At 71.9% G+C, this 21,175-nt stretch carries 18 protein-coding genes; 9 read left to right on the forward strand and 9 right to left on the reverse strand.

Features of this window, described 5'->3' with window-relative positions:
- Positions 1–16: 16 nt before the first annotated feature.
- The 9 genes from A3Q37_RS16475 to A3Q37_RS16515 are packed head-to-tail and all read right to left on the reverse strand — an operon-like array spanning position 17 to position 9,065.
- The gene (locus A3Q37_RS16475; RefSeq protein ID WP_176711428.1) at positions 17–1,705 is read right to left on the reverse strand and encodes an NADH-quinone oxidoreductase subunit M; all 1,689 of its coding nucleotides are present in this window, start codon (positions 1,703–1,705) and stop codon (positions 17–19) included.
- Entirely contained in the window at positions 1,702–3,702 is a 2,001-nt protein-coding gene (locus A3Q37_RS16480) for an NADH-quinone oxidoreductase subunit L (RefSeq protein ID WP_065485037.1), read from the reverse strand. The genes A3Q37_RS16475 and A3Q37_RS16480 overlap by 4 nt, the downstream gene beginning before the upstream one ends.
- Complete coding sequence (nuoK, locus tag A3Q37_RS16485) at positions 3,699–4,130, reverse strand: NADH-quinone oxidoreductase subunit NuoK (RefSeq protein ID WP_065485039.1); 432 nt, start codon at positions 4,128–4,130, stop codon at positions 3,699–3,701. The genes A3Q37_RS16480 and nuoK overlap by 4 nt, the downstream gene beginning before the upstream one ends.
- On the reverse strand, positions 4,130–4,798 hold the full coding sequence (locus tag A3Q37_RS16490) for an NADH-quinone oxidoreductase subunit J (protein WP_065485041.1): 669 nt from the start codon (positions 4,796–4,798) through the stop codon (positions 4,130–4,132). Before A3Q37_RS16490 ends, nuoK begins: the two co-directional genes overlap by 1 nt.
- A complete protein-coding gene (locus tag A3Q37_RS16495; RefSeq protein ID WP_065485043.1) occupies positions 4,798–5,370 on the reverse strand; it encodes an NADH-quinone oxidoreductase subunit I in 573 nt (190 codons plus the stop codon). Before A3Q37_RS16495 ends, A3Q37_RS16490 begins: the two co-directional genes overlap by 1 nt.
- Entirely contained in the window at positions 5,370–6,338 is a 969-nt protein-coding gene (locus A3Q37_RS16500) for a complex I subunit 1 family protein (RefSeq protein ID WP_065485045.1), read from the reverse strand. The genes A3Q37_RS16495 and A3Q37_RS16500 overlap by 1 nt, the downstream gene beginning before the upstream one ends.
- Positions 6,335–7,969, reverse strand: a complete 1,635-nt coding sequence (locus tag A3Q37_RS16505) for an NADH-quinone oxidoreductase subunit C (protein ID WP_065485047.1) — start codon at positions 7,967–7,969, stop codon at positions 6,335–6,337. The genes A3Q37_RS16500 and A3Q37_RS16505 overlap by 4 nt, the downstream gene beginning before the upstream one ends.
- Entirely contained in the window at positions 7,966–8,658 is a 693-nt protein-coding gene (locus A3Q37_RS16510) for an NADH-quinone oxidoreductase subunit B (protein WP_065485050.1), read from the reverse strand. The genes A3Q37_RS16505 and A3Q37_RS16510 overlap by 4 nt, the downstream gene beginning before the upstream one ends.
- The gene (locus A3Q37_RS16515; RefSeq protein ID WP_176711434.1) at positions 8,649–9,065 is read right to left on the reverse strand and encodes an NADH-quinone oxidoreductase subunit A; all 417 of its coding nucleotides are present in this window, start codon (positions 9,063–9,065) and stop codon (positions 8,649–8,651) included. The genes A3Q37_RS16510 and A3Q37_RS16515 overlap by 10 nt, the downstream gene beginning before the upstream one ends.
- A 244-nt stretch (positions 9,066–9,309) precedes the next feature.
- On the opposite strand from A3Q37_RS16515, the gene A3Q37_RS16520 reads away from it, so the two are divergent.
- The 9 genes from A3Q37_RS16520 to A3Q37_RS16560 all read left to right on the forward strand — a co-directional run bounded on the left by A3Q37_RS16520 (position 9,310) and on the right by A3Q37_RS16560 (position 21,162).
- A complete protein-coding gene (locus tag A3Q37_RS16520) occupies positions 9,310–10,500 on the forward strand; it encodes a sensor histidine kinase (RefSeq protein ID WP_065485053.1) in 1,191 nt (396 codons plus the stop codon).
- Positions 10,501–10,723: 223 nt separating this feature from the next.
- The gene (locus A3Q37_RS16525; protein WP_065485054.1) at positions 10,724–12,085 is read left to right on the forward strand and encodes a sensor histidine kinase; all 1,362 of its coding nucleotides are present in this window, start codon (positions 10,724–10,726) and stop codon (positions 12,083–12,085) included.
- A gap of 479 nt (positions 12,086–12,564) precedes the next feature.
- The gene (locus tag A3Q37_RS16530; protein WP_065485235.1) at positions 12,565–13,224 is read left to right on the forward strand and encodes a response regulator transcription factor; all 660 of its coding nucleotides are present in this window, start codon (positions 12,565–12,567) and stop codon (positions 13,222–13,224) included.
- A 304-nt stretch (positions 13,225–13,528) separates the two neighbouring features.
- Positions 13,529–15,493 (forward strand): 2-oxoacid:acceptor oxidoreductase subunit alpha, encoded by a 1,965-nt coding sequence (locus tag A3Q37_RS16535; RefSeq protein ID WP_065485056.1) that lies wholly within the window; start codon positions 13,529–13,531, stop codon positions 15,491–15,493.
- Entirely contained in the window at positions 15,486–16,559 is a 1,074-nt protein-coding gene (locus A3Q37_RS16540) for a 2-oxoacid:ferredoxin oxidoreductase subunit beta (protein WP_065485058.1), read from the forward strand. Before A3Q37_RS16535 ends, A3Q37_RS16540 begins: the two co-directional genes overlap by 8 nt.
- A 199-nt stretch (positions 16,560–16,758) precedes the next feature.
- The gene (locus tag A3Q37_RS16545) at positions 16,759–17,619 is read left to right on the forward strand and encodes an SDR family oxidoreductase (RefSeq protein ID WP_065485061.1); all 861 of its coding nucleotides are present in this window, start codon (positions 16,759–16,761) and stop codon (positions 17,617–17,619) included.
- 183 nt (positions 17,620–17,802) lie between these two features.
- Positions 17,803–18,834: an EamA family transporter RarD gene (gene rarD, locus A3Q37_RS16550; protein ID WP_065485063.1), complete on the forward strand. Its 1,032-nt coding sequence runs from the start codon at positions 17,803–17,805 to the stop codon at positions 18,832–18,834.
- A 66-nt stretch (positions 18,835–18,900) separates the two neighbouring features.
- Entirely contained in the window at positions 18,901–20,661 is a 1,761-nt protein-coding gene (locus A3Q37_RS16555; protein ID WP_065485065.1) for an FAD-dependent monooxygenase, read from the forward strand.
- Between the two features lie 12 nt (positions 20,662–20,673).
- Complete coding sequence (locus A3Q37_RS16560) at positions 20,674–21,162, forward strand: hypothetical protein (protein WP_065485068.1); 489 nt, start codon at positions 20,674–20,676, stop codon at positions 21,160–21,162.
- Positions 21,163–21,175 lie beyond the last annotated feature (13 nt).

A 21,175-nucleotide genomic window follows, 5' to 3' on the forward strand; every position in this document is an offset into this window, starting at 1 on the left:
GTGCTGAGGTCCGCGGTCACGACTTGCCTCCTGCGAGAAGCTGCTGCACGGCGGGGTCGGTGAGGCCGAGGAGGACGGCGGGCCAGAGGCCGGCGAGGACGGTGAGCGCGGCGAGCGGGGTCCAGGCGGCGGCTTCGTACGGGTGGATGTCGGCGAGTTGCGGGGTGGTGGCCGTGCGGGAATCGGCGGTTCCGGACGGCTGGGAACCGGTGGGTCCGGACGGCTGTGCGTCGTCCGCCGCTTGCGGGGCCTGCTCGTCGAGTGACAGCCGGGAGTGGGGCGTGTGCTCGCCCATGCAGACGCGGCGGACGACGATGAGCATGTACGCGGCAGTGAGCAGGGTGCCGAACGCCCCGATGGCCATGAAGGTGCGGAACGCGGGGCGGCTGAGGCCTTCGGCGGGGCTGTACGCGCCGAACAGGGTGAGCATCTCGCCCCAGAATCCGGCGAGTCCGGGCAGGCCGAGCGAGGCGACGGCGGCGAAGGCGAGCAGCGCGCCGAGGCGGGGGGCCCGGCCGTAGAGGGCGGCTCCGGTCGCTCCGGCGAGGGTGTCGAGGTCGGCGGTGCCGTAGCGGTCCTTCACGGCGCCGACCAGGAAGAACAGCAGGCCGGTGATGAGGCCGTGGGCGATGTTGGCGAAGAGCGCGCCGTTGACTCCGGTGGGGGTCATGGTGGCGATGCCGAGCAGGACGAAGCCCATGTGGCCGACGGACGAGTACGCGATGAGCCGCTTGAGGTCGCCCTTGGCGCCGGTACGGGCCAGGGCCAGGCAGGCGAGGGATCCGTAGACGATGCCGACGACGGCGAACGCGGCGAGGTAGGGCGCGAAGGTGCGCATACCGTCCGGGGCGATGGGGAGCAGGATCCGGACGAATCCGTACGTTCCCATCTTCAGCAGGACGCCCGCGAGGAGGACGGAGCCGACGGTCGGGGCGGCGGTGTGGGCGTCGGGCAGCCAGCTGTGCAGGGGCCACATCGGGGTCTTCACGGCGAGGCCGAGACCGATCGCGAGTACGGCGATGACCTGCACGGATGTGGTGAGGCCGCGGCCGTTGTCAGTGGCGAGTGCCACCATGTCGAAGGTGCCGCTCTTCAGCCCGATGAGAAGGAGGCCGAGCAGCATGACGACCGAGCCGAGCAGCGTGTAGAGGATGAACTTCCAGGCGGCCGCCTGCCGTTGGTCGCCGCCCCAGCGATTGATGAGGAAGTACATCGGGATGAGGACCATCTCGAAGGCGAGGAAGAAGAGCAGCAGGTCGAGGACGGCGAAGGTGGCGAGGGTGCCGGACTCCAGGACGAGGACGAGGGCGGTGAACGCCTTCGGTGAGGGGCCCGCGGGCAGCTTGAAGTAGCTGTACAGCGCGCAGAGGAAGGTCAGCAGCGCGGTCAGGACCAGGAGGGGGAGCGAGATGCCGTCGATGCCGAGGTGGATGCGGACGTCGAGCGCCGGGATCCAGCTGATGTCGGTGGTCGCCTGCATCGTGGCGGGGTGGTCGTGGTCGAAGCCGGCGGCCAGGACGATCGCGGCGATCAGGACGGCGCCGGTGACGGTCACGCCGTGGCGCAGCACGGCCTGGTCGGGGTTCTTCCCCTTGAGCCCGGGCGGGGCGGGGAGCAGGGCCGCGAGGGCGCCGAGGAGCGGGGCGACGACGATGAACGCCAGAAGGAACTGCATCACGGACGGGCTGATATCGATCACGGTCACGACCCCGCGTTGACGTTGGCGAAGACGACGGCGGCGATCGCCAGGGCGAGGGACCCGGCGAGCAGGGCGCTGACGTAGGTCTGCACGTTGCCGGTCTGGGCCCGGCGGACGGCGGTGCCGAGGAGGCGGGTGACGGCGCCCGTTCCATTGACGTAGGTGTCAACGACCTCGCGGTCCAGGAAGCGGACGAGGCGGGCTGCTGCCCGGACGGGCCGGACGAACAGCGCCGTGTACAGGGCGTCGAGGTGGAAGCCGGTGACCGCGTGGCGGTGCAGCGGGCCCAGGAGGAGCCTGCCGGGGTCGGCCGGGTCGGGGGCGTCCGCGATGGTGCCGTAGACGGCGGTGTGGGACGTCATGGCCTCGGCTTCGACGAGAGCGGGTTCGGCGTCCGGGTGGGCGGCCACGGCCCCGATGGGCGTGCGGGCGGCGAGGGCGGTGGTGTGCCGCCACGCGCCGTAGGTGACGAGGCCGCCGACGAGCGTGACGCCGGTGGAGAGGACGGCGGTGGTGAGGGACGGCGTGAGGGCGTGCCCGTCGAACCAGTCGCCGACCAGGCCGGTGGCGAGACCGAAGCCGATGGTGGGGACGGCCAGGATCCACAGGACGGAGGTCATGGCGAGGGGCTGCTTGCCGTGGTCGGGGACTTCGGCCCCGCGGCCACGGAAGGCGAGGAGCCAGAGGCGTACGGCGTAGGAGGCGGTCAGGACGGCTGCGAGGAGCCCGGCGATCAGGATCGTCCAGCCCGCGGCGGCCGGGGCGACGGTCCGGTCCCCCAGCGCGGTGTGCTCGGCGGCGACGAGGACGGCTTCCTTGGAGAAGAAGCCGGCGAACGGCGGGATGGCGGCAAGGGCGAGGAGCGCGACGGTCATCGTCCAGTAGGCGTCCGGGATGCGGCGGGCGAGGCCGCTCATCCGGGACATGGCGGCGAGCGAGTTGGTGCCGGCGGCGTGGATGACGACGCCCGCGGCGAGGAAGAGGACGGCTTTGAACGCACCGTGCGAGATGAGGTGGAAGACGGCCGCGCCCCGGTCGCCGACGGCGAGGGCGCCCGACATGTAGCCGAGCTGACCGATCGTCGAGTAGGCGAGGACGCGTTTGATGTCGTCCTGGGCGAGGGCGGCGAGCCCGGACCCGATCATCGTGACGGCGGCCATCACGGCGAGGACGACGAGCGCCGCGCCGGAGGCCGCGAAGACGGGCAGCAGGCGGGCCACGAAGTAGATGCCGGCGGCGACCATCGTCGCGGCGTGGATGAGCGCGGAGACGGGGGTGGGGCCGGCCATCGCGTCGGGCAGCCAGGTGTGCAGGGGGAACTGCGCCGACTTGCCCGCGACGCCCGCGAGGAGCAGCAGGGCGATGAGCGTGGGGTGCTCAAGACCGCCGTTGGCGACGGCGGCGAGGATCTTGGTGATCCGGAAGCTGCCGGTGTCGGCGGCGAGCGCGAACAGGCCGATCAGGAAGGGGACGTCGCCGAGTTTGGTGACCAGGAAGGCCTTGAGGGAGGCGGCCCGGGCCTCGGGCGTCTCCCAGTAGTGGCCGACGAGGAAGTACGAGCAGATGCCCATGATCTCCCAGCCGACCAGGAGCACCATCAGATCGCCGGAGTAGACGACCAGGAGCATCGCGGAGGTGAAGAGGGAGACGAGGGCCGCGTAGGAGGGGTAGCGGGCGTCGTCGCGGAGGTAGGCCGTGGAGTACAGCTGTACGCAGGTGGCGACGACGGTGACGAGGACGGCGACCAGCACGGCGAAGCCGTCGAGGTGCAGCGCCAGGTCGATCGGGACCGAGCCGGTGGGCGTCAGCTGGGTCGCGGCGTCGATGGCCCGGCCGCCGCCCTGGCGGACGGCGACGAGCACGGCGAGGACGGCCGCGGTGAGGGTCGGGAGGATCGCCAGCGGGCGGACGAAGCCGGGGGCCGTGCGGCCGACGGCGAGCCCGCCGAGGGCGCCGAGGAACGGGAGGAGGGGGACGAGGGCGGCGAGGGTCGTGGTGGTCACGTGGTGGCCTCTGCCTTCTTGGTCTTTCCTGTTTTCCCGTCCGCCCGGCCGGGGGCCGCCCCGGCGCCGTCGGCATCTGCGTCGTCGGCATCTGCGGTGTCGGGGAGCGTTTCGGCCTCGTCGGTCTCGGCGGTGTCGCGGAGCCGGTCGATGTCGGAGGTGCCCCGGTTGCGGTAGACGGCCAGGACGATCGCGAGGCCGATGCCGATCTCGGCGGCGGCGATGGCGATGGTGAAGAGCGTGAGGGCCTGGCCGGAGTGGAGGGTGTCGCGGAGCCAGACGTCGAAGGCGACGAGGTTGAGGTTGACGGCGTTGAGCATCAGCTCGACGGACATCAGGACGAGGATCGCGTTGCGGCGGGCGAGGACGCCGTAGAGGCCGACGCAGAAGAGGAGGGCGGCGAGGACCGCGGGATAGGCGAGGTGCATCAGCGCCGCACCTCCTTGCCGGGTGCGCCGGGGCGGGACTTGGTGCCGGGCGGGCCGGGGCGGGGCGTGGTCTCCGTGCCCGAGGCCGTACCCGTGCTCGTGTCCGTGTCGCGTTTGCGGGAGAGGACGATCGCGCCGACGAGGGCGGCGAGCAGCAGGACGGAGAGCGCCTCGAAGGGGAGGACCCAGTTCCGGAAGAGGAAGGCTCCGGTGACGGCGGTCGAGCCCTGGGCCGGCCCGTCGAGGTCGATCCAGGTCGTACGGAAGGCGTCCACGACGACCCAGACGAGGGCGGCGGCCGAGGCGAGCGCCACACCGAGGGCCACCCACCGGTTGCCCGAGTCTGCGTCCGGGGAGCGGCCGATGGGGGCCCGGGTGAGCATCAGGCCGAAGAGGAGGAGGACGACGATGGAACCGACGTAGATCAGGACCTGGACCCAGGCGATGAACTCCGCGGTGAGCAGGAGGTACTCGACGGCCAGTCCGCCGAGCGCCACGACGAGCCAGAGGGCGGCGTGCACCAGCTGCTTGGTGGTGACGGTGATGACGGCGGCGCCGAGGGTGGCGAGGCCGACGAGGAGGAACGCGATCTCGACGCCGGACGGGGAGAGGAAGCCGGGGTGGCCGGCCGCGGCGGAGGTGAGCAGAGGGGACGCGGTGTGCGGCATCACGGGGTTCCTCCCTTCTCGTCCTGCCGGGCCTGCTGTTCCTGTGCGCGTTGGGCGGCGAGTTTGTCGGCCGTCTTGCGGGCGGCGGCGATCTCCTTGGGCTCCTCGGCGGCGGGGTCGAGGGCGGGCGGCTCCGGCACGGTCCACATCCACTCGCGGAGCTTGTCCCGCTCGTGGGTGAGTTCGTGGATCTCCGTCTCCGCGTACTCGAACTCGGGTGACCAGAACAGCGCGTCGAAGGGGCACACCTCGATGCAGATACCGCAGTACATGCAGAGGGAGAAGTCGATGGCGAAGCGGTCGAGGACGTTCCGGCTGCGCTCACGGCCGCCGGGGGCGGCGGGCGGCGACGTCTCCTTGTGGGAGTCGATGTAGATGCACCAGTCGGGGCACTCACGGGCGCAGAGCATGCAGACCGTGCAGTTCTCCTCGAACAGTCCGATGACGCCCCGGGAGCGGGGCGGGAGTTCGGGCTGGGTGTCCGGGTACTGCGCGGTGACGGTCTTCCTCGTCATCGTGCGCAGGGTGACGGCGAGGCCTTTGGCCAGGCCGGATCCGGGGATCGGGGGCATCAGTTGATCGCCACCTTCACGATGCCGGTGAGCGCGATCTGCGCGAGGGCGAGCGGGACGAGGGTGGTCCAGGCGAGCTTCTGCAACTGGTCCTCACGCAGGCGCGGGTAGCTGACGCGCAGCCAGATGACGACGAACGCGAGGAGGGCGGTCTTGAGGAGGGTCCAGAGCCAGCCGAGTCCGTCGGCGCCGAACGGGCCGTGCCAGCCGCCGAGGAAGAGGACGGTGGTCAGGGCGCACAGGATGACGATGCCCGCGTACTCGGCGAGGAGGAACAGGGCGAAGCGCAGACCGGTGTACTCGGTGTACGCGCCGAAGATGATCTCGGAGTCGGCGACCGGCATATCGAAGGGCGGTCGCTGGAGTTCGGCGAGCCCGGCGACGAAGAAGACCAGAGCGCCGACGATCTGCCAGGGCAGCCACCACCACGCGAAGGCGTCGAGGATGCCGGTGAGCGAGACCGTGCCGGCCGCCATGGCCACGGAGGCGGCGGCCAGGAGCATCGGGAGCTCGTAGGAGAGCAGTTGCGCGGCGGTACGGAGGCCGCCGAGCAGGGAGAACTTGTTGGCGGACGCCCAGCCGGCCATGAGCGAGCCGAGGACGCCGATGCCCATGACGGCGAGCACGAAGAAGATGCCCGCGTCGATGACCTGCACGACCGCGCCGTCGCCGGGGCCGACGGGGATGACGGCGAGGACGAGGAGGTACGGGAGGAGGGCGACGGCGGGGGCGAGCTGGAAGACGCGGCGGTCGGCGGCGGCCGGGACCACGTCCTCCTTCTGCGCGAACTTCACGCCGTCCGCGACGAGCTGGGCCCAGCCGTGGAAGCCACCTGCGTACATGGGGCCGAGGCGGCCCTGCATGTGGGCCATGACCTTGTGTTCCGTCTGGCCCACGAGGAGGGGGGCGACCAGGAACACGACGAAGACGACGGCCAGGCGGAGGGCGACGTCGAGTACGTCGTTCACTCGGGATCGCCTCCGGCGGGGTGGTCTGGGGTGGGCTTGTCGTCCGGTTCCGGGGTGTCGTTCGACTCCGGGGTGTCGCTGGGTTCGGGGGTGTCGCTGGGGGTGGGAGCGGGGGTGGGGCCGCTGCGCGGGGCTTCTCCCCTACCCGCCCCTTCCCGAACCGGGGGCTCCGCCCCCGTGCCCCCGCTCCTCAAACGCCGGAGGGGCTGGGACGGCTCGTCCGGGGACGCGTCCTCCGGGCCCTCCGGTTCGTCGAAGGCCGGCTGCGCGTCGTGCCACGGGGCGTCCGTGCTGCGCACCCGGGGTGGACGCGACGGCGACCCCTCGGACGCACCGGCCGCCGGACGCTGACTGGCCGAACCGTCGGCGGCGGAGCGGGAGCGGCGCGGGCCGGCCGCCGGGGGCGCGGGCGGCTCACCCGGCTCGGGCCGCTGACTGGCCGAGCCGTCTGACGCAGACCGGGAACGACGAGCGGGCCGCGCAGGGGTGGCCCCGGGCCCGTCCGCCTCCGGGCGCTGACTGGCCGAACCCTCCGACGCCGACCGGGAACGGCGTGCCGGGGCGGGCGGAGTGTCCGCGTGAGCGTCGGTGGACGGCTGCTGGCTGGCCGAACCCTGCGACGCCGACCGGGAACGACGCGGGCGGGCCGCCGCAGGCGTATCCGGTGCCGCAGGCGTATCCGGTGCCGCAGGCGCCGCCTCGGGGGCCTCGGGCACCTCCGGGGACGCGGGGGCAGGGGCCTGCGCACCGGCGGCCCCACTGGGTACATCCGGGGCAGCCGCGCCGGCCGCCTTGGGCGCCTCCGGGCCGGAGGCCTCGGGGGTACCCGTGCCGGGCGGCGCGGTGGCCTCCGGACCGGGCCTGGCGGGAGTTTCCGGACCGGGAGCGGGTGTCGTGGCGGGTTGTGCCGCCGAGCCCTCGCCCGCCGTGCGGGTGCGGCGCGGCGGGCGGTCGGACGCGGGGCGGGCGATCCGGGTCGGGCGGGCTGCGGCCGGGGGGAGTTGGCCCTTCAGGGGGCCCCATTCGTTCGGATCGGGGACCCCTGGCGGGAGCATCGCGCGGCGCTTGGGGCCGGTGTGGCCCTCCGCCGGCTCTCCCGGCTCCTTCGCCCCGGGCCAGGCCTTCGCGACGCGGGCGGCCAGGACGAAGTCCTTGCGCAGCGGATGGCCTTCGAAGCCTTCCGGCAGGAGCAGCGGTACGAGATGGGGGTGGCCGTCGAACGCGACGCCGAACATCTCGTGCGTCTCGCGCTCGTGCCACGCCGCGCCCGCGTACACGTCGATGGCGCTGGGCAGCACCGCCGCGTCGTGCGGCACGGTTGTCCGTACCATCAGCCGCCGCACCGTACCCGTGCCCAGGGCCGCGACATGGGCGCAGACGCGGAAGCCGACGCCCGGTTCGTCCACGGCGCTGAGCCAGTCGAAGTAGGTGCACCCGAGTACGTCGCGGGCGGTCCGCAGCGCGGTGAGCCAGTCGGCGGCGGGGACGTCGACGGTCAGCAGGTCGTACGCCGACTCCGCCGTGGCCCCGTCGCCGAACAGGTCGGTGACCGCGTCCGGCAGCCGGTCGTAGGCCCCGGCCTCGGCTCCGGCCCCCGCAGCGGATTCCGCGTGCTGGTCGCGGTCGCTCATCGCCGCCCCTCCTCGTCCGGTTCCGAAGCCCCTGCCGGAGCCGCTGACGGAGCCGTTGGGGGCGCTGCGACGAGGCCGCTGCGCAGGGCCTCGGTGGACGGACCGCCGCCCGGCCCCCCGGAGGCGTACCGCTCGGCGAGGGATTCGCGTGCGATCTTCTCCTGGAGCTTGAGGATGCCCTGGAGCAGCGCCTCGGGCCTGGGCGGGCAGCCGGGTACGTACACATCGACGGGGATGATCTGGTCGACGCCCTTGGTCACGGAGTACGAGTCCCAGTAGGGGCCGCCGCAGTTGGAGCAGGCGCCGAAGGAGATGACGTACTTCGGTTCGGGCATCTGCTCGTACAGCCGCTTCACGGCCGGGGCCATCTTGTCCGTCACGGTGCCGGACACGATCATGAGGTCGGCCTGACGGGGTCCGGGGGCGAACGGGATCACGCCGAGCCGGATGAAGTCGTGGCGTGCCATGGACGCGGCGATGAACTCGATGGCGCAGCAGGCGAGTCCGAAGTTGAAGACCCAGAGGCTGTAGCGGCGGCCCCAGTTGAGGACGACCTTCATCGGCTCCGGTGCGAGCCGGGAGAGCACGCCGAGGCGCTTGGGCTCGGGAAGGAGCACCGGGTCGGAGGCGGGTGCGGGCGGGGACGCGGGCTGCTGCGACGCGGGGGTCGGCCGACTCGTCAGGCCCATGCGAGGACGCCCTTCTTCCATGCGTAGAGCAGTCCCACGGCCAGGAAGCCGAGGAAGATGAACATTTCGACCAGGGTCGTCGCGCCGTATCCCGGCGCCGCGAACACCGTGGCCCACGGGAACAGGAAGATGGAGTCGACCGCGAAGATCACGTACAGGAACGCGTAGACGTAGTAGCGCACCTGGGTGTGCGCCCAGCCCTCGCCGACCGGGTCGACGCCGCATTCGTAGGTGAGCAGCTTCTCCGGGGTGGGCACGACGGGGCGCAGCAGCCGCCCGGCGCCGAAGGCCACGGCGACGAACAGGACGCCGACCAGGGCGAGCAGGCCGATGACCGAATAGCTCTGGAAGTACTCGGAGGCGAGTGCGGTGGAGCCGTCCACCGGAACGCCGGACACCCCGGTCATGCCCGCCGCGTCCGCCACGCCGGTCACGTCCGTAACGTCGGCCACGTCCGCCCCTCGCTCCCTCGTCGTCCGCGTCTGCCCCGCGTGCCCGTTGCGTACACACGGGCTTCTGTACGCACGGGAGTCTAGGGCCTGCTAAACGGAGCGTAAGCAGCCGCGTCGGACATCGGGTGGGGTTATCCCTACTTCACCCCCACCCACGAGCCCCATGGTGTGCGTGGGTGCGGCCCGGCAGGCTGGGGGTATGACCATGAGCCCTTCCCTGCCGGACCCCGACCGGCTGCCGCCCGCCCGCTTCGCCCTCGACCGGTGGACCTGGCGGGAGATCGCGTATCTGCTCGCCAATCTGCCGGTGGCCGTCGTCGGGTTCGTCTACACGGTTGTTGTGATCAGCGTGGGCGCGGGGCTGTCCGTCACCGTGATCGGTCTGCCGCTGCTGGTCGGCGGGCTCCAGGGCGCTCGGCTGCTGGGCGGGCTGGAGCGGCGGCGGGCGCGGTGGATGCTCGGCGTACGGGTGGAGGAGCCGAGTCCGCTGGGGCGCGGCCACCGGGACGAGGGCTTCTTCGTCCGGCTGTGGGCGGGGCTGAAGGACCCGGTGGGCTGGCGGGCGTTGTTGTACGGGTTCATCCGACTGCCGTGGGGGGTGCTGACGTTCGCGGTGACACTGGTGAGCCTGTTCGTCCTGTGGCCGGTGCTGCCGTTCATCGCGCGGGGGCTGACGACGGTGGACCGGGCGATGGTGCGCGGGCTGCTGTCCCCGTCGGACGAGTTGGAGCGGCGCATCGCCGAGCTGGAGTCGGACCGGGGCGTGGTGGTGGACACCGCCGCCGCCGACCTGCGCCGGATCGAACGCGACCTCCACGACGGAGCCCAGGCCCGCCTGGTCGCTCTCGCCATGGGGCTCGGTCTGGCGAAGGAGAAGCTCACGGACGACCCCGAGGCCGCGGCCCGCATGGTCGACGAAGCGCACGGCGAGATCAAGGTGGCGCTTCAGGAGCTGCGCGACCTGGCCCGCGGCATCCACCCCGCCGTCCTCACCGACCGGGGCCTGGACGCCGCACTCTCCGCCATCGCCTCCCGCTGCACGGTCCCGGTCAAGGTGTCGGTGGGGCTTCGGGAGCGTCCGGCCGAGGCGATCGAGGGGATCGCGTATTTCACCGTCTCGGAGCTCCTTCAGAACATCAGCAAGCACAGCGGTGCGCGGTCGGCCTCCGTCGACGTGTGGCGTTCGGGGGACCGGCTGATGCTCCAGGTCACGGACGACGGCGGGGGCGGGGCCCGGTTGGCCGGCGGCTCGGGGCTGGCGGGGCTCGCCGAGCGGCTCGACGCGGTCGACGGGGTGTTTCTCGTGGACTCGCCGGAGGGCGGGCCGACGACCGTCACCGCCGAGCTGCCCTGGCGCGACCGGACCGTCGGGGCGGCACGGACGGCATGACCGCGTGAACGGCATGACCTCCGTATCCGACCGAGGGTAGGGAAAACCCCCGGTCGGATACGGAGAGGGACCTCATGGTGCGGAAGGCCGCCGGCCAGCACCCTGGAGGGAGAACGGAAGAGGAACGGCCCAGGGTGACGGGGCCGGCTCCGGCGCCACGGCGGCGCACACCCCATGTACAGCCCACTGAGAGACTGAGACAGAGACGGAACGGACGGGACTCATGGCCACGGCATACGGACCGGACACGCGGGACCGGGAGCACGAGGGTTCCGCCCCCGGCTTCGGGGTGAAGACCCGGACGAAGCATTTCCTTCCCGCGCCGCTGCGTGCGCCGCTGGAGGCCCGTGCCTGGAGCGAGCTCCTCTACGCGGTGCTGAGCTTCCCGCTCAGCACGGCGATGTTCATCTTCGCGATCACGATGACGTCGTTGAGCGCGGGCCTGATGGTCACCTTCATCGGGATACCGGTCCTCGCCGTCGGCCTCGCCGTGTGCCGGGGTTTCGGGACGCTGGAGCGGCACCGGGCGCGCGCCCTGCTGCGGGTGGAGGTGGCGGATCCGGAGCGGGTGCGGGGGAAGACCGGCGGCCCGATGTCCTGGATGGGCGCGGTCCTCAAGAGCGGGGCGTCCTGGCGGCACCTGCTGTACACGCTGCTGCACTTCCCGTGGGCCATATTCACGTTCGTCGTCGCGATCACGTTCTGGACGTACGGTCTGGCAGGGCTGACGTACCCGCTGTGGTTCTGGCTCTTCCCGGTGTTCGCCGGGCAGGACGGCATCCAGGTGTACGGGGACCGCACCCACGCGGAGTATCTGAACTCGCCCCTTGAGCTGGCGGCGACCGGGGCGGTGGGCCTGGTGCTGGTGATGGCGGCGCCCTGGGTCGTGCGGGGTCTGCTGACGGTGGACCGGCTGATGGTGACCGGTCTGCTGGGGCCGTCCCGGCTGGCCACCCGGGTCTCCGAGCTGGAGTCGGACCGGGGCGTGGTCGTGGACACCGCCGCCGCCGACCTGCGCCGGATCGAACGCGACCTGCACGACGGAGCCCAGGCCCGTCTGGTCGCCCTCGCGATGGATCTGGGCCTGGCGAAGGAGAAGCTCACGGATGACCCCGAGGCGGCGGCCCGCATGGTCGACGAAGCGCATGGTGAGGTGAAGGTGGCGCTTCAGGAGCTGCGCGATCTGGCCCGCGGGATCCACCCGGCCGTCCTCACCGACCGGGGCCTGGACGCCGCACTCTCCGCGATAGCCTCCCGCTGCACCGTGCCCGTGACCGTCGAGGTGGACCTGGATTCGCGTCCGGCGCAGGCGATCGAGGGGATCGCGTATTTCACCGTCTCGGAGCTGCTCCAGAACATCAGCAAGCACGCCCGTGCGACCCGGGCCACGGTGGATGTGTGGCGGGCGGGCGACCGGCTGATGCTCCAGGTCACGGACAACGGCCGGGGCGGTGCGTCACCGGCCGCGGGCGGCGGCCTGGCCGGCCTGGCGGAGCGCCTGGACGCCGTGGACGGAGTCCTGGTGGTCGACTCCCCCACGGGCGGCCCGACGACGGTAACGGCCGAGCTTCCCTGGCGCGGCTGACCCGGACGAGCATGCTGGACGGGCCGGCCTGGCGGGGCTGACCGGCGGGGCTGACCGGCCGAGCCAGCCGAGCGGGCCGGCCTGGCGGGGCTCTGACCCGGCCGAGCCAGCCTGACGGGGAGGCCCGACGGGGCTGACCCTACCGAGCCTGCCTGGCGGGGCTGACCCGACCGAGCCTCGCTCTCCCCCGCTCCTCACCGGGGCTGGCCCCCTTCCCCCTCCGGGGCTGGCCCCCTTCCCCCTCCGGGGCTGGCCCCCTTTCCCCCCGGGCTGACCCCTCCCCCTGTTCCCTCCCCTGCTCCTCCTCTCCCGGTCCGTGTGAGTTATCCACAGGCCCCCCATCCGTGTCCGGGGCCTGGGATGCTGGAACGGTCGGGGCGCGGCGCGTGGTGGTCGGGCGCGGGGCGTGCGGGGTCGCGGGGAACGCGGCATATTCGAAAAGTGGGGGACTCGCAGTCGTGGAGAACGTGGAGAACAGGGTGCGCGTGGTCATCGCCGAGGATTCGGTCCTGCTCCGGGAGGGGCTCACCCGGCTGCTCACCGATCTCGGGCACGACGTGGTCGCGGGGGTCGGGGACGCGGAGGCGCTGCTCAAGACCGTGGGGGAACTGGACGCCGAGCAGGCGCTGCCCGATGTGGTGGTCGCCGATGTGCGGATGCCGCCGACGCACACCGACGAGGGGGTGCGCGCGGCGGTGCGGCTGCGGAAGGACTACCCGGGCATCGGGGTGCTGGTCCTCTCCCAGTACGTGGAGGAGCAGTACGCCACCGAGCTGCTGGCGGGCAGCAGCCGCGGGGTGGGGTATCTGCTGAAGGACCGGGTGGCCGAGGTCCGCGAGTTCGTGGACGCGGTCGTCCGGGTGGCGCAGGGCGGGACGGCGCTGGACCCGGAAGTGGTGGCGCAGCTGCTGGGCCGCAGCCGCAAGCAGGACGTGCTGGCCGGGCTGACGCCGCGCGAGCGGGAGGTCCTCGGTCTGATGGCCGAGGGCCGGACGAACTCCGCCATCGCCCGGCAGCTCGTGGTGAGCGACGGGGCGGTCGAGAAGCACGTGAGCAACATCTTCCTGAAGCTGGGGCTCTCCCCCAGCGACGGCGACCACCGGCGCGTCCTCGCCGTGCTGACCTACCTGAATTCCTAGGAATCTGACACTCTGTCAGGTATTGGGCGCGCAGAGAAGCGCCCGAGGGGAGGGGGAAGAGGAGGGCTCGAAGGAGGGCCCTGGCAGGCGAGGGGCCTAGGGCCAAAGGCTCAGGCGGCAGGCATCTCCGTCCCACGATCGGGGGGTGGCATAACGTGACAAGCCTTACCAAAAGGGGGTCTCAAAACGGCGTCCACCATATGATCGGTCCCCGGAGGGCAACCTACGCGGACGTAGGGTGGCCTCTGGGATCCGCCGGCCGCCGGACGGTTCCGAACCGCCGCCCCAAGGGAGGTCCAGTTCAGTGACGAGCCAGGTCAGTAGCGCGGCAGAGAAGGCCGATGAGGCCAACGACGCCGTCCTCGGGGGCCAGCGAGCCCCCCTGTCAGGTACGACGGGAACCACGGGCGGCGACGGGAAGGAAGTCCGCCGCCTGGACCGGGTGATCATCCGCTTCGCGGGCGACTCGGGTGACGGCATGCAGCTCACGGGCGACCGGTTCACCTCGGAGACCGCTTCCTTCGGCAACGACCTCTCCACCCTGCCGAACTTCCCGGCGGAGATCCGCGCCCCCGCGGGCACGCTGCCGGGGGTCTCTTCCTTTCAGCTCCACTTTGCCGATCATGACATTCTGACTCCGGGCGACGCTCCCAACGTCCTGGTCGCGATGAACCCCGCCGCGTTGAAGGCGAACATCGACGACGTACCGCGTGGCGCGGAAATCATTGTGAACACCGATGAGTTCACGAAGCGGCCGATGGCGAAGGTGGGGTATGCGACCAGTCCGCTGGAGGACGGTTCGCTGGAGGCCTACAACGTCCATCCGGTGCCGCTGACGACGCTGACGCTGGAGGCACTGAAGGAGTTCGGGCTCCCCCGCAAGGAGGCCGAGCGGTCGAAGAACATGTTCGCGCTCGGGCTGCTGTCGTGGATGTACCACCGGCCGACCGAGGGGACAGAGGCGTTCCTGCGGGCCAAATTCGCCAAGAAACCGGAGATCGCCGAGGCGAATGTGGCGGCCTTCCGGGCCGGGTGGAATTTCGGCGAGACGACCGAGGACTTCGCGGTCTCCTACGAGGTCGCCCCGGCGTCGCAGGCCTTCCCCACCGGCACCTACCGCAACATCTCGGGGAACCTCGCCCTGTCCTACGGTCTGATCGCCGCCGGGCAGCTGGCGGACCTGCCGCTCTACCTGGGCTCGTATCCGATCACCCCGGCCTCGGACATCCTGCACGAGCTGTCCCGGCACAAGAACTTCGGTGTGCGGACCTTCCAGGCCGAGGACGAGATCGCCGGAATCGGGGCGGCGCTGGGTGCCGCGTTCGGCGGGGCGCTGGGCGTCACGACCACGTCCGGCCCCGGTGTGGCGCTGAAGTCGGAGACGATCGGGCTCGCGGTCTCCCTGGAGCTGCCGCTGCTGATCATCGACATCCAGCGCGGCGGTCCGTCGACGGGGCTGCCGACCAAGACCGAGCAGGCCGATCTGCTCCAGGCGATGTTCGGGAGGAACGGGGAGGCTCCGGTTCCGATCGTGGCCCCGCGGACCCCGGCGGACTGCTTCGACGCCGCGATCGACGCGGCCCGGATCGCCCTGACGTACCGGACGCCGGTCTTCCTGCTCTCCGACGGCTATCTGGCCAACGGCTCCGAGCCCTGGCGCATCCCGGAGACGGACGCGCTGCCCGACCTCAAGACGCCGTTCGCCACCGGGCCGAACCACACCCTGGCCGACGGCACCGAGGTCTTCTGGCCCTACAAGCGCGACCCGCAGACCCTGGCCCGCCCCTGGGCGGTCCCGGGTACGGCCGGCCTGGAGCACCGCATCGGCGGGATCGAGAAGCAGGACGGCACCGGCAACATCTCCTACGACCCGGCCAACCACGACTTCATGGTCCGCACGCGCCAGGCCAAGGTCGACGGCATCGAGGTTCCCGACCTGGAGGTCGACGACCCGGCCGGGGCGGCGACGCTGGTGCTCGGCTGGGGGTCGACGTACGGGCCGATCACCGCCGCCGTACGCCGTCTGCGCGCCGCGGGGGCACCCATCGCCCAGGCCCACCTGCGCCACCTCAACCCCTTCCCGAAGAATCTCGGCGAGGTGCTGAAGCGCTACGACAAGGTCGTCGTGCCCGAGATGAACCTGGGCCAGCTCGCGATGCTGCTGCGGGCGAAGTATCTGGTGGACGCCCACAGCTACAACCAGGTCAACGGAATGCCGTTCAAGGCCGAGCAGCTCGCCACGGCTCTCAAGGAGGCCATCGATGCCTGACACCGACGAATTGCGGCACAACGAACTGCTGCAACTGGTGCCGAAGGCCGAGGCGAAGCAGTCCATGAAGGACTTCAAGTCGGACCAGGAAGTGCGCTGGTGCCCCGGCTGCGGCGACTACGCGGTCCTCGCCGCGGTCCAGGGCTTCATGCCGGAGCTGGGCCTGGCCAAGGAGAACATCGCCTTCGTCTCCGGCATCGGCTGCTCCTCCCGCTTCCCGTACTACATGAACACCTACGGGATGCACTCCATCCACGGCCGGGCCCCGTCCATCGCGACCGGGCTCGCCACCTCCCGCCGGGATCTGTCGGTATGGGTGGTCACGGGTGACGGCGACGCGCTCTCCATCGGCGGCAACCACCTCATCCACGCCCTGCGCCGTAACGTCAACCTCAAGATCCTGCTGTTCAACAACCGGATCTACGGGCTGACGAAGGGCCAGTACAGCCCCACCTCCGAACTGGGCAAGATCACCAAGTCGACGCCGATGGGGTCGCTGGACGCGCCCTTCAACCCGGTGTCGCTGGCCATCGGCGCGGAAGCGACGTTCGTGGCGCGGACGGTCGACTCCGACCGCAAACACCTCACGAGCGTGCTGCGCGCGGCCGCCGAGCACTCGGGCACGGCGCTGGTGGAGATCTACCAGAACTGCAACATCTTCAACGACGGCGCTTTCGAGGTCCTGAAGGACAAGGAGCAGGCCGCCGAGGCTGTCATCCGCCTCGAACACGGGCAGCCGATCCTGTTCGGTTCCCAGGAGCCGAAAGGTGTCGTCCGCGATCCGGCCACCGGCGATCTCCGGGTCGTGGCCGTCACGGAGGAGAACCGCTCGCAGATCCTCGTCCACGACGCCCACGCGGAATCGCCCACGACGGCGTTCGCGCTGTCCCGGCTCGCCGACGCGGACACCCTGCACCACACCCCGATCGGGGTGCTGCGCAGTGTGGAGCGGCCCGTCTACGACACGCTGATGTCGGACCAGCTGGACGCCGCCGTCGAGCGCGACGGCAAGGGCGACCTCGCCTCGCTCCTCACGGGCAACGACACCTGGACGGTCATCGGCTGAGCCGGAGCAGGTACACGCCCGAGGCCCGGGCCCGATCCCCACGGATCGGGCCCGGGCCTCGTCGTATGCATGGCGCGGCCGTATGCCTCGCGTGCCGCTTCCCGGAACCCGAAGGTGACACTTTCTAAAAGTTAGCGCTTCCCTTAGGGTGGTGTCCGAAGCACGCAGACGCATCAGCTGATCGAAATCGGAGCCCCCCATGAGCATCGTTGTCACCGGAGCCACTGGCGCACTCGGCCGCCTCGTCGTCGACGCCCTGCTGACCACGGTCCCGGCCGGCGAGGTCGTCGCCGTCGTGCGGGACAAGGAGAAGGCCGCCGCGCCGGCAGCCCGGGGCGTGGAGCTGCGCGTCGCGGACTACAACGCCCCCGAGACCCTTGCCGGAGCCTTCCGGTCCGGTGACCGGGTGCTGCTGATCTCCGGCAGCGAGGTGGGCGAGCGGGTGGCGCAGCACACCGCGGTCATCGACGCGGCCAAGGCGGCGGGCGTCGCCCAGCTCGCGTACACCGGCATCCTCGGCGGACCCGACGCGGACTTCACGCTGGCCGACGAGCACAAGGCCACCGAGCAGCTGATCCTCGACTCCGGGCTGCCGTACACCTTCCTGCGCAACGGCTGGTACACGGAGAACTACACCGCCAACCTGGCCCCGGTCCTGGAGCACCGCGCCGTCGTCGCCAACGCGGGCGAGGGCCGCATCGCCTCCGCCACCCGGGCCGACTACGCCGCCGCCGCGGCCGCCGTGCTCACCGGCGACGGCCACCTGAACACCGCCTACGAGCTGAGCGGCGACACCGCCTGGTCGCTCGCCGAGTACGCCGCGGTGATCTCCGAGGTGACCGGCGAGACGATCGCGTACACCAACGTTCCGGCCGCCGTGCACCAGGAGATCCTGGTCGGCGCGGGGCTCCCCGAGGGCTTCGCGGCGATCCTCGTCGACGTGGACGAGGCGATCGAGCGCGGACGGCTCGCGGGGACGAGCGGCGACCTCGCCCGGCTCATCGGCCGCCCGACGACGCCTCTGGCCGAGACCGTGCGCGCCGCTCTTTCCGCCGCCTGAGCCGAGACGGTCCGGGCCGCCCTGTCGGCCGCCTGAGCCGCCGAGCCCGCCCGTCGCATCCACCCCCCTCAGCGCTGTCATGAGTGTTTTCGTGAGACGGGTATGACACGACGCCCTTCCGGCGCTACCGTCGTGCCGTCGGCCGCATGGGCCGACGCGGGCGGGCAGGCCGGGAGGGCACACGTGGAGGGCAAGAACGAGCAGCGGGCGGGCCTGCTGTACGGAATCGGCGCGTACGGGATGTGGGGCCTGGTCCCGCTGTTCTGGCCGCTCCTCGAACCGTCCGGGGCGATCGAGATCCTCGCCCACCGGATGGTGTGGTCGCTCGGCGTCGTCGCCGTCGCCCTGCTGCTCGTACGCCGCTGGGCCTGGATCGGCGAACTGGTCCGCGACCGGCGCAAGCTGGGGCTGATATCGGTGGCGGCGGCGACGATCTCCGTCAACTGGGGCCTCTACATCTGGGCCGTGAACAACGGGCATGTCGTCGAGGCCTCGCTCGGCTACTTCATCAATCCGCTGGTCACCATCGCCATGGGCGTCCTGCTGCTGGGCGAACGGCTGCGGCCCGCCCAGTGGGCCGCGGTCGCCACCGGCGTGGCCGCCGTGCTCGTCCTGGCGATCGGGTACGGCAAGCCGCCGTGGGTCTCGCTGGTACTGGCGTTCTCCTTCGCCACGTACGGCCTGGTGAAGAAGAAGGTGAACATGGGCGGTCTGGAGTCCCTGGCCGCCGAGACCGCCGTGCTCTTCGTGCCCGCGCTCGGCTTCCTGCTCTGGCTGGCCGCCACCGGCGAGTCGACGTTCACGGCCGGGGGCGCGGGGCACGGGTTCCTGCTCGCCGCGACGGGCATCGTCACGGCGGTCCCGCTGATCTGCTTCGGCGCGGCGGCGATCCGCGTGCCGCTGTCCACGCTGGGGCTCCTCCAGTATCTGGCTCCGGTCTTCCAGTTCGGGCTCGGCGTCCTCTACTTCCACGAGGCGATGCCGCCCGAGCGGTGGGCCGGGTTCGCTCTCGTCTGGCTCGCCCTGTCGCTGCTGACCTGGGACGCGTTGCGCACCGCGCGGCGCAACCGGGCGCTGGCGGTGGAGCTGCTGGCGACGGCGGCCGCCGCCCCGGCCCCCGCATCCCCGGACCCGAACCCGGCACCGGCACCGGCACCGGCCTCGCCGGATCTCACATCCACCCCTTCGAACCCCGCACAACAAAAGATTACCTAGTTGCTTTTCTTACTCGGTTACGTTTTCCTGGTCGCGGACGACCGGAAGCGTGACCGGAGGAGAGGCATGGGCATGACCGACGTACTCATCGTGGGAGCGGGACCCACCGGGCTGGTGCTGGCCTGCGATCTGGCCCGGCGCGGGGCCGCCGTACGGATCGTGGACCGGTCCCCCGCTCCGCCGCGCACCTCGCGTGCGAAGGGCCCCAACCCCCGGTCCCTGGAGGTCCTGGACGACCTGGGGGTGGCCGAGGAGGTGCTCGCCGCGGGTTCGGCCCCGCTGCCGATGCTCAAGTATCGGGACCGCCTTCCGGTCGCGGAGAGCGATCCTTGGGCGGACTCCGCGCCCTCCCCGGACGCCCCCTACGACCGGGGGTGGCTGATCGCCCAGTGGCGGCTGGAGGAGATCCTCCGCGACCGGCTGGCCGGGTACGGCGTCGGCGTCGAGCTGGGACGCGAGGTCACGGGGCTGGCGGAGGAGCCCGGCGGTCGGCACGTGGACGTGACGTTCGCGGAGGGCCGACCGGAACGCGCGCGGTACGTCGTCGGGTGCGACGGCGCCCACAGCTCCGTACGGAAGCTGCTCGGGATCGGGTTCGAGGGGACCACCGCCGAGGACCAGGTGATGGTCTGCGGCGATGTCGACCTGGCCGAAGGCGCCCTGGACCGTACCCGCTGGCACCAGTGGTTCGACGAGGACGGCGCGGTCATGCTCTGCCCGATCCCCGGTACGGCGACGGGCTGGTGGTTCCAGGCCGGGCCGGAGCGGGACGGGCGGGGCCGGCCGCTCGCGCCCACCGCCGACGGGTTCCGGCGGCTGCTCGCCCGCCACACCGCGCTGCCCGGCCGGGCCCTGACGCGGGCCGAGCTGCTGTCGACGTACCGGGTCAACGTGCGGATGGCGGACCGTTTCCGCGCCGGGCGGGTCTTCCTCGCGGGCGACGCGGCGCATGTCCACGCCATCGCGGGCGGCCTCGGCATGAACACCGGCATCCAGGACGCGTTCAACCTGGGCTGGAAGCTGGGTCTGGTGCTCGCGGGTCACGCGGGCGCGGAACTGCTGGACACGTACGAGGAGGAGCGGCTTCCGGTGGCCGCCCGGACGCTGGACCTCACCTCGGAGCGGCTGCGGGCCACGCTGGAGGCGATCCGCCGGCCGGGCGGCGGCCTGGACGCGGCCATCACCTCGGACACGACCGGCCTGGGCGTCGGGTACCGCTGGAGTTCCCTGGCCCGGGGGCACGCCGAGACCCGGCGGGCCGGGGGCGGCCTGCCCGATACCCTCCACGCCGGAGACCGGGTGGCGCTGGACGCCGAAAGCGCCGGCCCCCACGCCGGGGACCGGGCCCCCGACGCCCCCTGCGTGGACGCCGTCACCGGGGACCGCACCCGCCTCCACCGCGTCTTCGCGGGTCCCCGCACCACCGTCCTCGGCTTCGGCCCGGGCAGCGCGGCGGTCCTGCGCGCGGTGGCGGCCGCGTACGGCGACGCCGGGGTGCGGACCTGCCGCGTGTACGCGGCGCACGAGGACCGGGCGAAGCCCGACCCGGGAGTCACGGTGGTCGACGACGCGGGCCACGCGGCCACCGCGTACGGAACGGGAGGCTCCGACGGTACGAGCACGGGTACGGGTACGGGTACAGGTGCGGGCACCGTCGTGGTCGTCCGCCCCGACCACCACCTGGGCCTGTGCGCCCCGGCGGACGACGCCCGCTCCGTACACGCGTATCTGCGCCGGCTGCACGGAGCGGACCGGTCCGCTCCAAGGTCCGCGGTCCGGTCCGTGGAACGGTTCTCCGGCACGGTGGACGCCGCCCGTAAAGGCTGATTGAGTGCCCGGATGGGGACTGTCCTGGGGGCCATGAGGAACGTGCGGTGGCACGAGCTACAGCATGCGTACGGCTCCGCGTCCCAGGTCCCCGGGGTGCTGTCACGGATCGCCTGGGGCGACGCGCCGTCCTCGGACGAGGCGCTCAACGATCTGGAGCGGTGGATCGGCACCCCGCCCGTCTTCGACTCGACGGCGGCGACGGTGCCGTTCCTCTGGGAGCTGGCGGCGACGGACACGGTCCGGGACCGGGCGGGCGTACTGGACCTGCTCGCCACGATCCTGGCCGCCGGAAACCCCGAGCACCCGGCGTGGACCCGCGCCGCGCACGAGGCGGTGGCGGAGGGGCGCGGCGCGGCCGTCCGGCTGGCCGCGGACGATACGGCGACCTCGCCCCCTCGGACCGTACGCACGGCGGCGACGCGTCTGCTGGCCGCGATCGACGGGCACACGTGCCCCGCCTGCCCCGCCCGCCCCGCCCCTTCCCCGGACGGGGCATAGCCGGAAGGCACCT

It is taken from the genome of Streptomyces sp. PTY087I2, assembly GCF_001687325.1.
In the GTDB taxonomy this organism is placed as follows: Bacteria; Actinomycetota; Actinomycetes; order Streptomycetales; family Streptomycetaceae; genus Streptomyces.

Bases quoted from the DNA above. Each gene is read 5' to 3' on its own strand.
- A3Q37_RS16520 (WP_065485053.1), top strand. From the start codon at position 9,310: ATGACCATGAGCCCTTCCCTGCCGGACCCCGACCGGCTGCCGCCCGCC.
- A3Q37_RS16490 (WP_065485041.1), bottom strand. From the start codon at position 4,798: ATGCCGCACACCGCGTCCCCTCTGCTCACCTCCGCCGCGGCCGGCCAC.
- A3Q37_RS16515 (WP_176711434.1), bottom strand. From the start codon at position 9,065: ATGACCGGGGTGTCCGGCGTTCCGGTGGACGGCTCCACCGCACTCGCC.
- A3Q37_RS16560 (WP_065485068.1), top strand. From the start codon at position 20,674: ATGGGGACTGTCCTGGGGGCCATGAGGAACGTGCGGTGGCACGAGCTA.
- A3Q37_RS16510 (WP_065485050.1), bottom strand. From the start codon at position 8,658: ATGGGCCTGACGAGTCGGCCGACCCCCGCGTCGCAGCAGCCCGCGTCC.
- A3Q37_RS16545 (WP_065485061.1), top strand. From the start codon at position 16,759: ATGAGCATCGTTGTCACCGGAGCCACTGGCGCACTCGGCCGCCTCGTC.
- A3Q37_RS16525 (WP_065485054.1), top strand. From the start codon at position 10,724: ATGGCCACGGCATACGGACCGGACACGCGGGACCGGGAGCACGAGGGT.
- A3Q37_RS16555 (WP_065485065.1), top strand. From the start codon at position 18,901: ATGGGCATGACCGACGTACTCATCGTGGGAGCGGGACCCACCGGGCTG.
- A3Q37_RS16505 (WP_065485047.1), bottom strand. From the start codon at position 7,969: ATGAGCGACCGCGACCAGCACGCGGAATCCGCTGCGGGGGCCGGAGCC.
- A3Q37_RS16540 (WP_065485058.1), top strand. From the start codon at position 15,486: ATGCCTGACACCGACGAATTGCGGCACAACGAACTGCTGCAACTGGTG.
- A3Q37_RS16495 (WP_065485043.1), bottom strand. From the start codon at position 5,370: ATGCCCCCGATCCCCGGATCCGGCCTGGCCAAAGGCCTCGCCGTCACC.
- nuoK (WP_065485039.1), bottom strand. From the start codon at position 4,130: ATGCACCTCGCCTATCCCGCGGTCCTCGCCGCCCTCCTCTTCTGCGTC.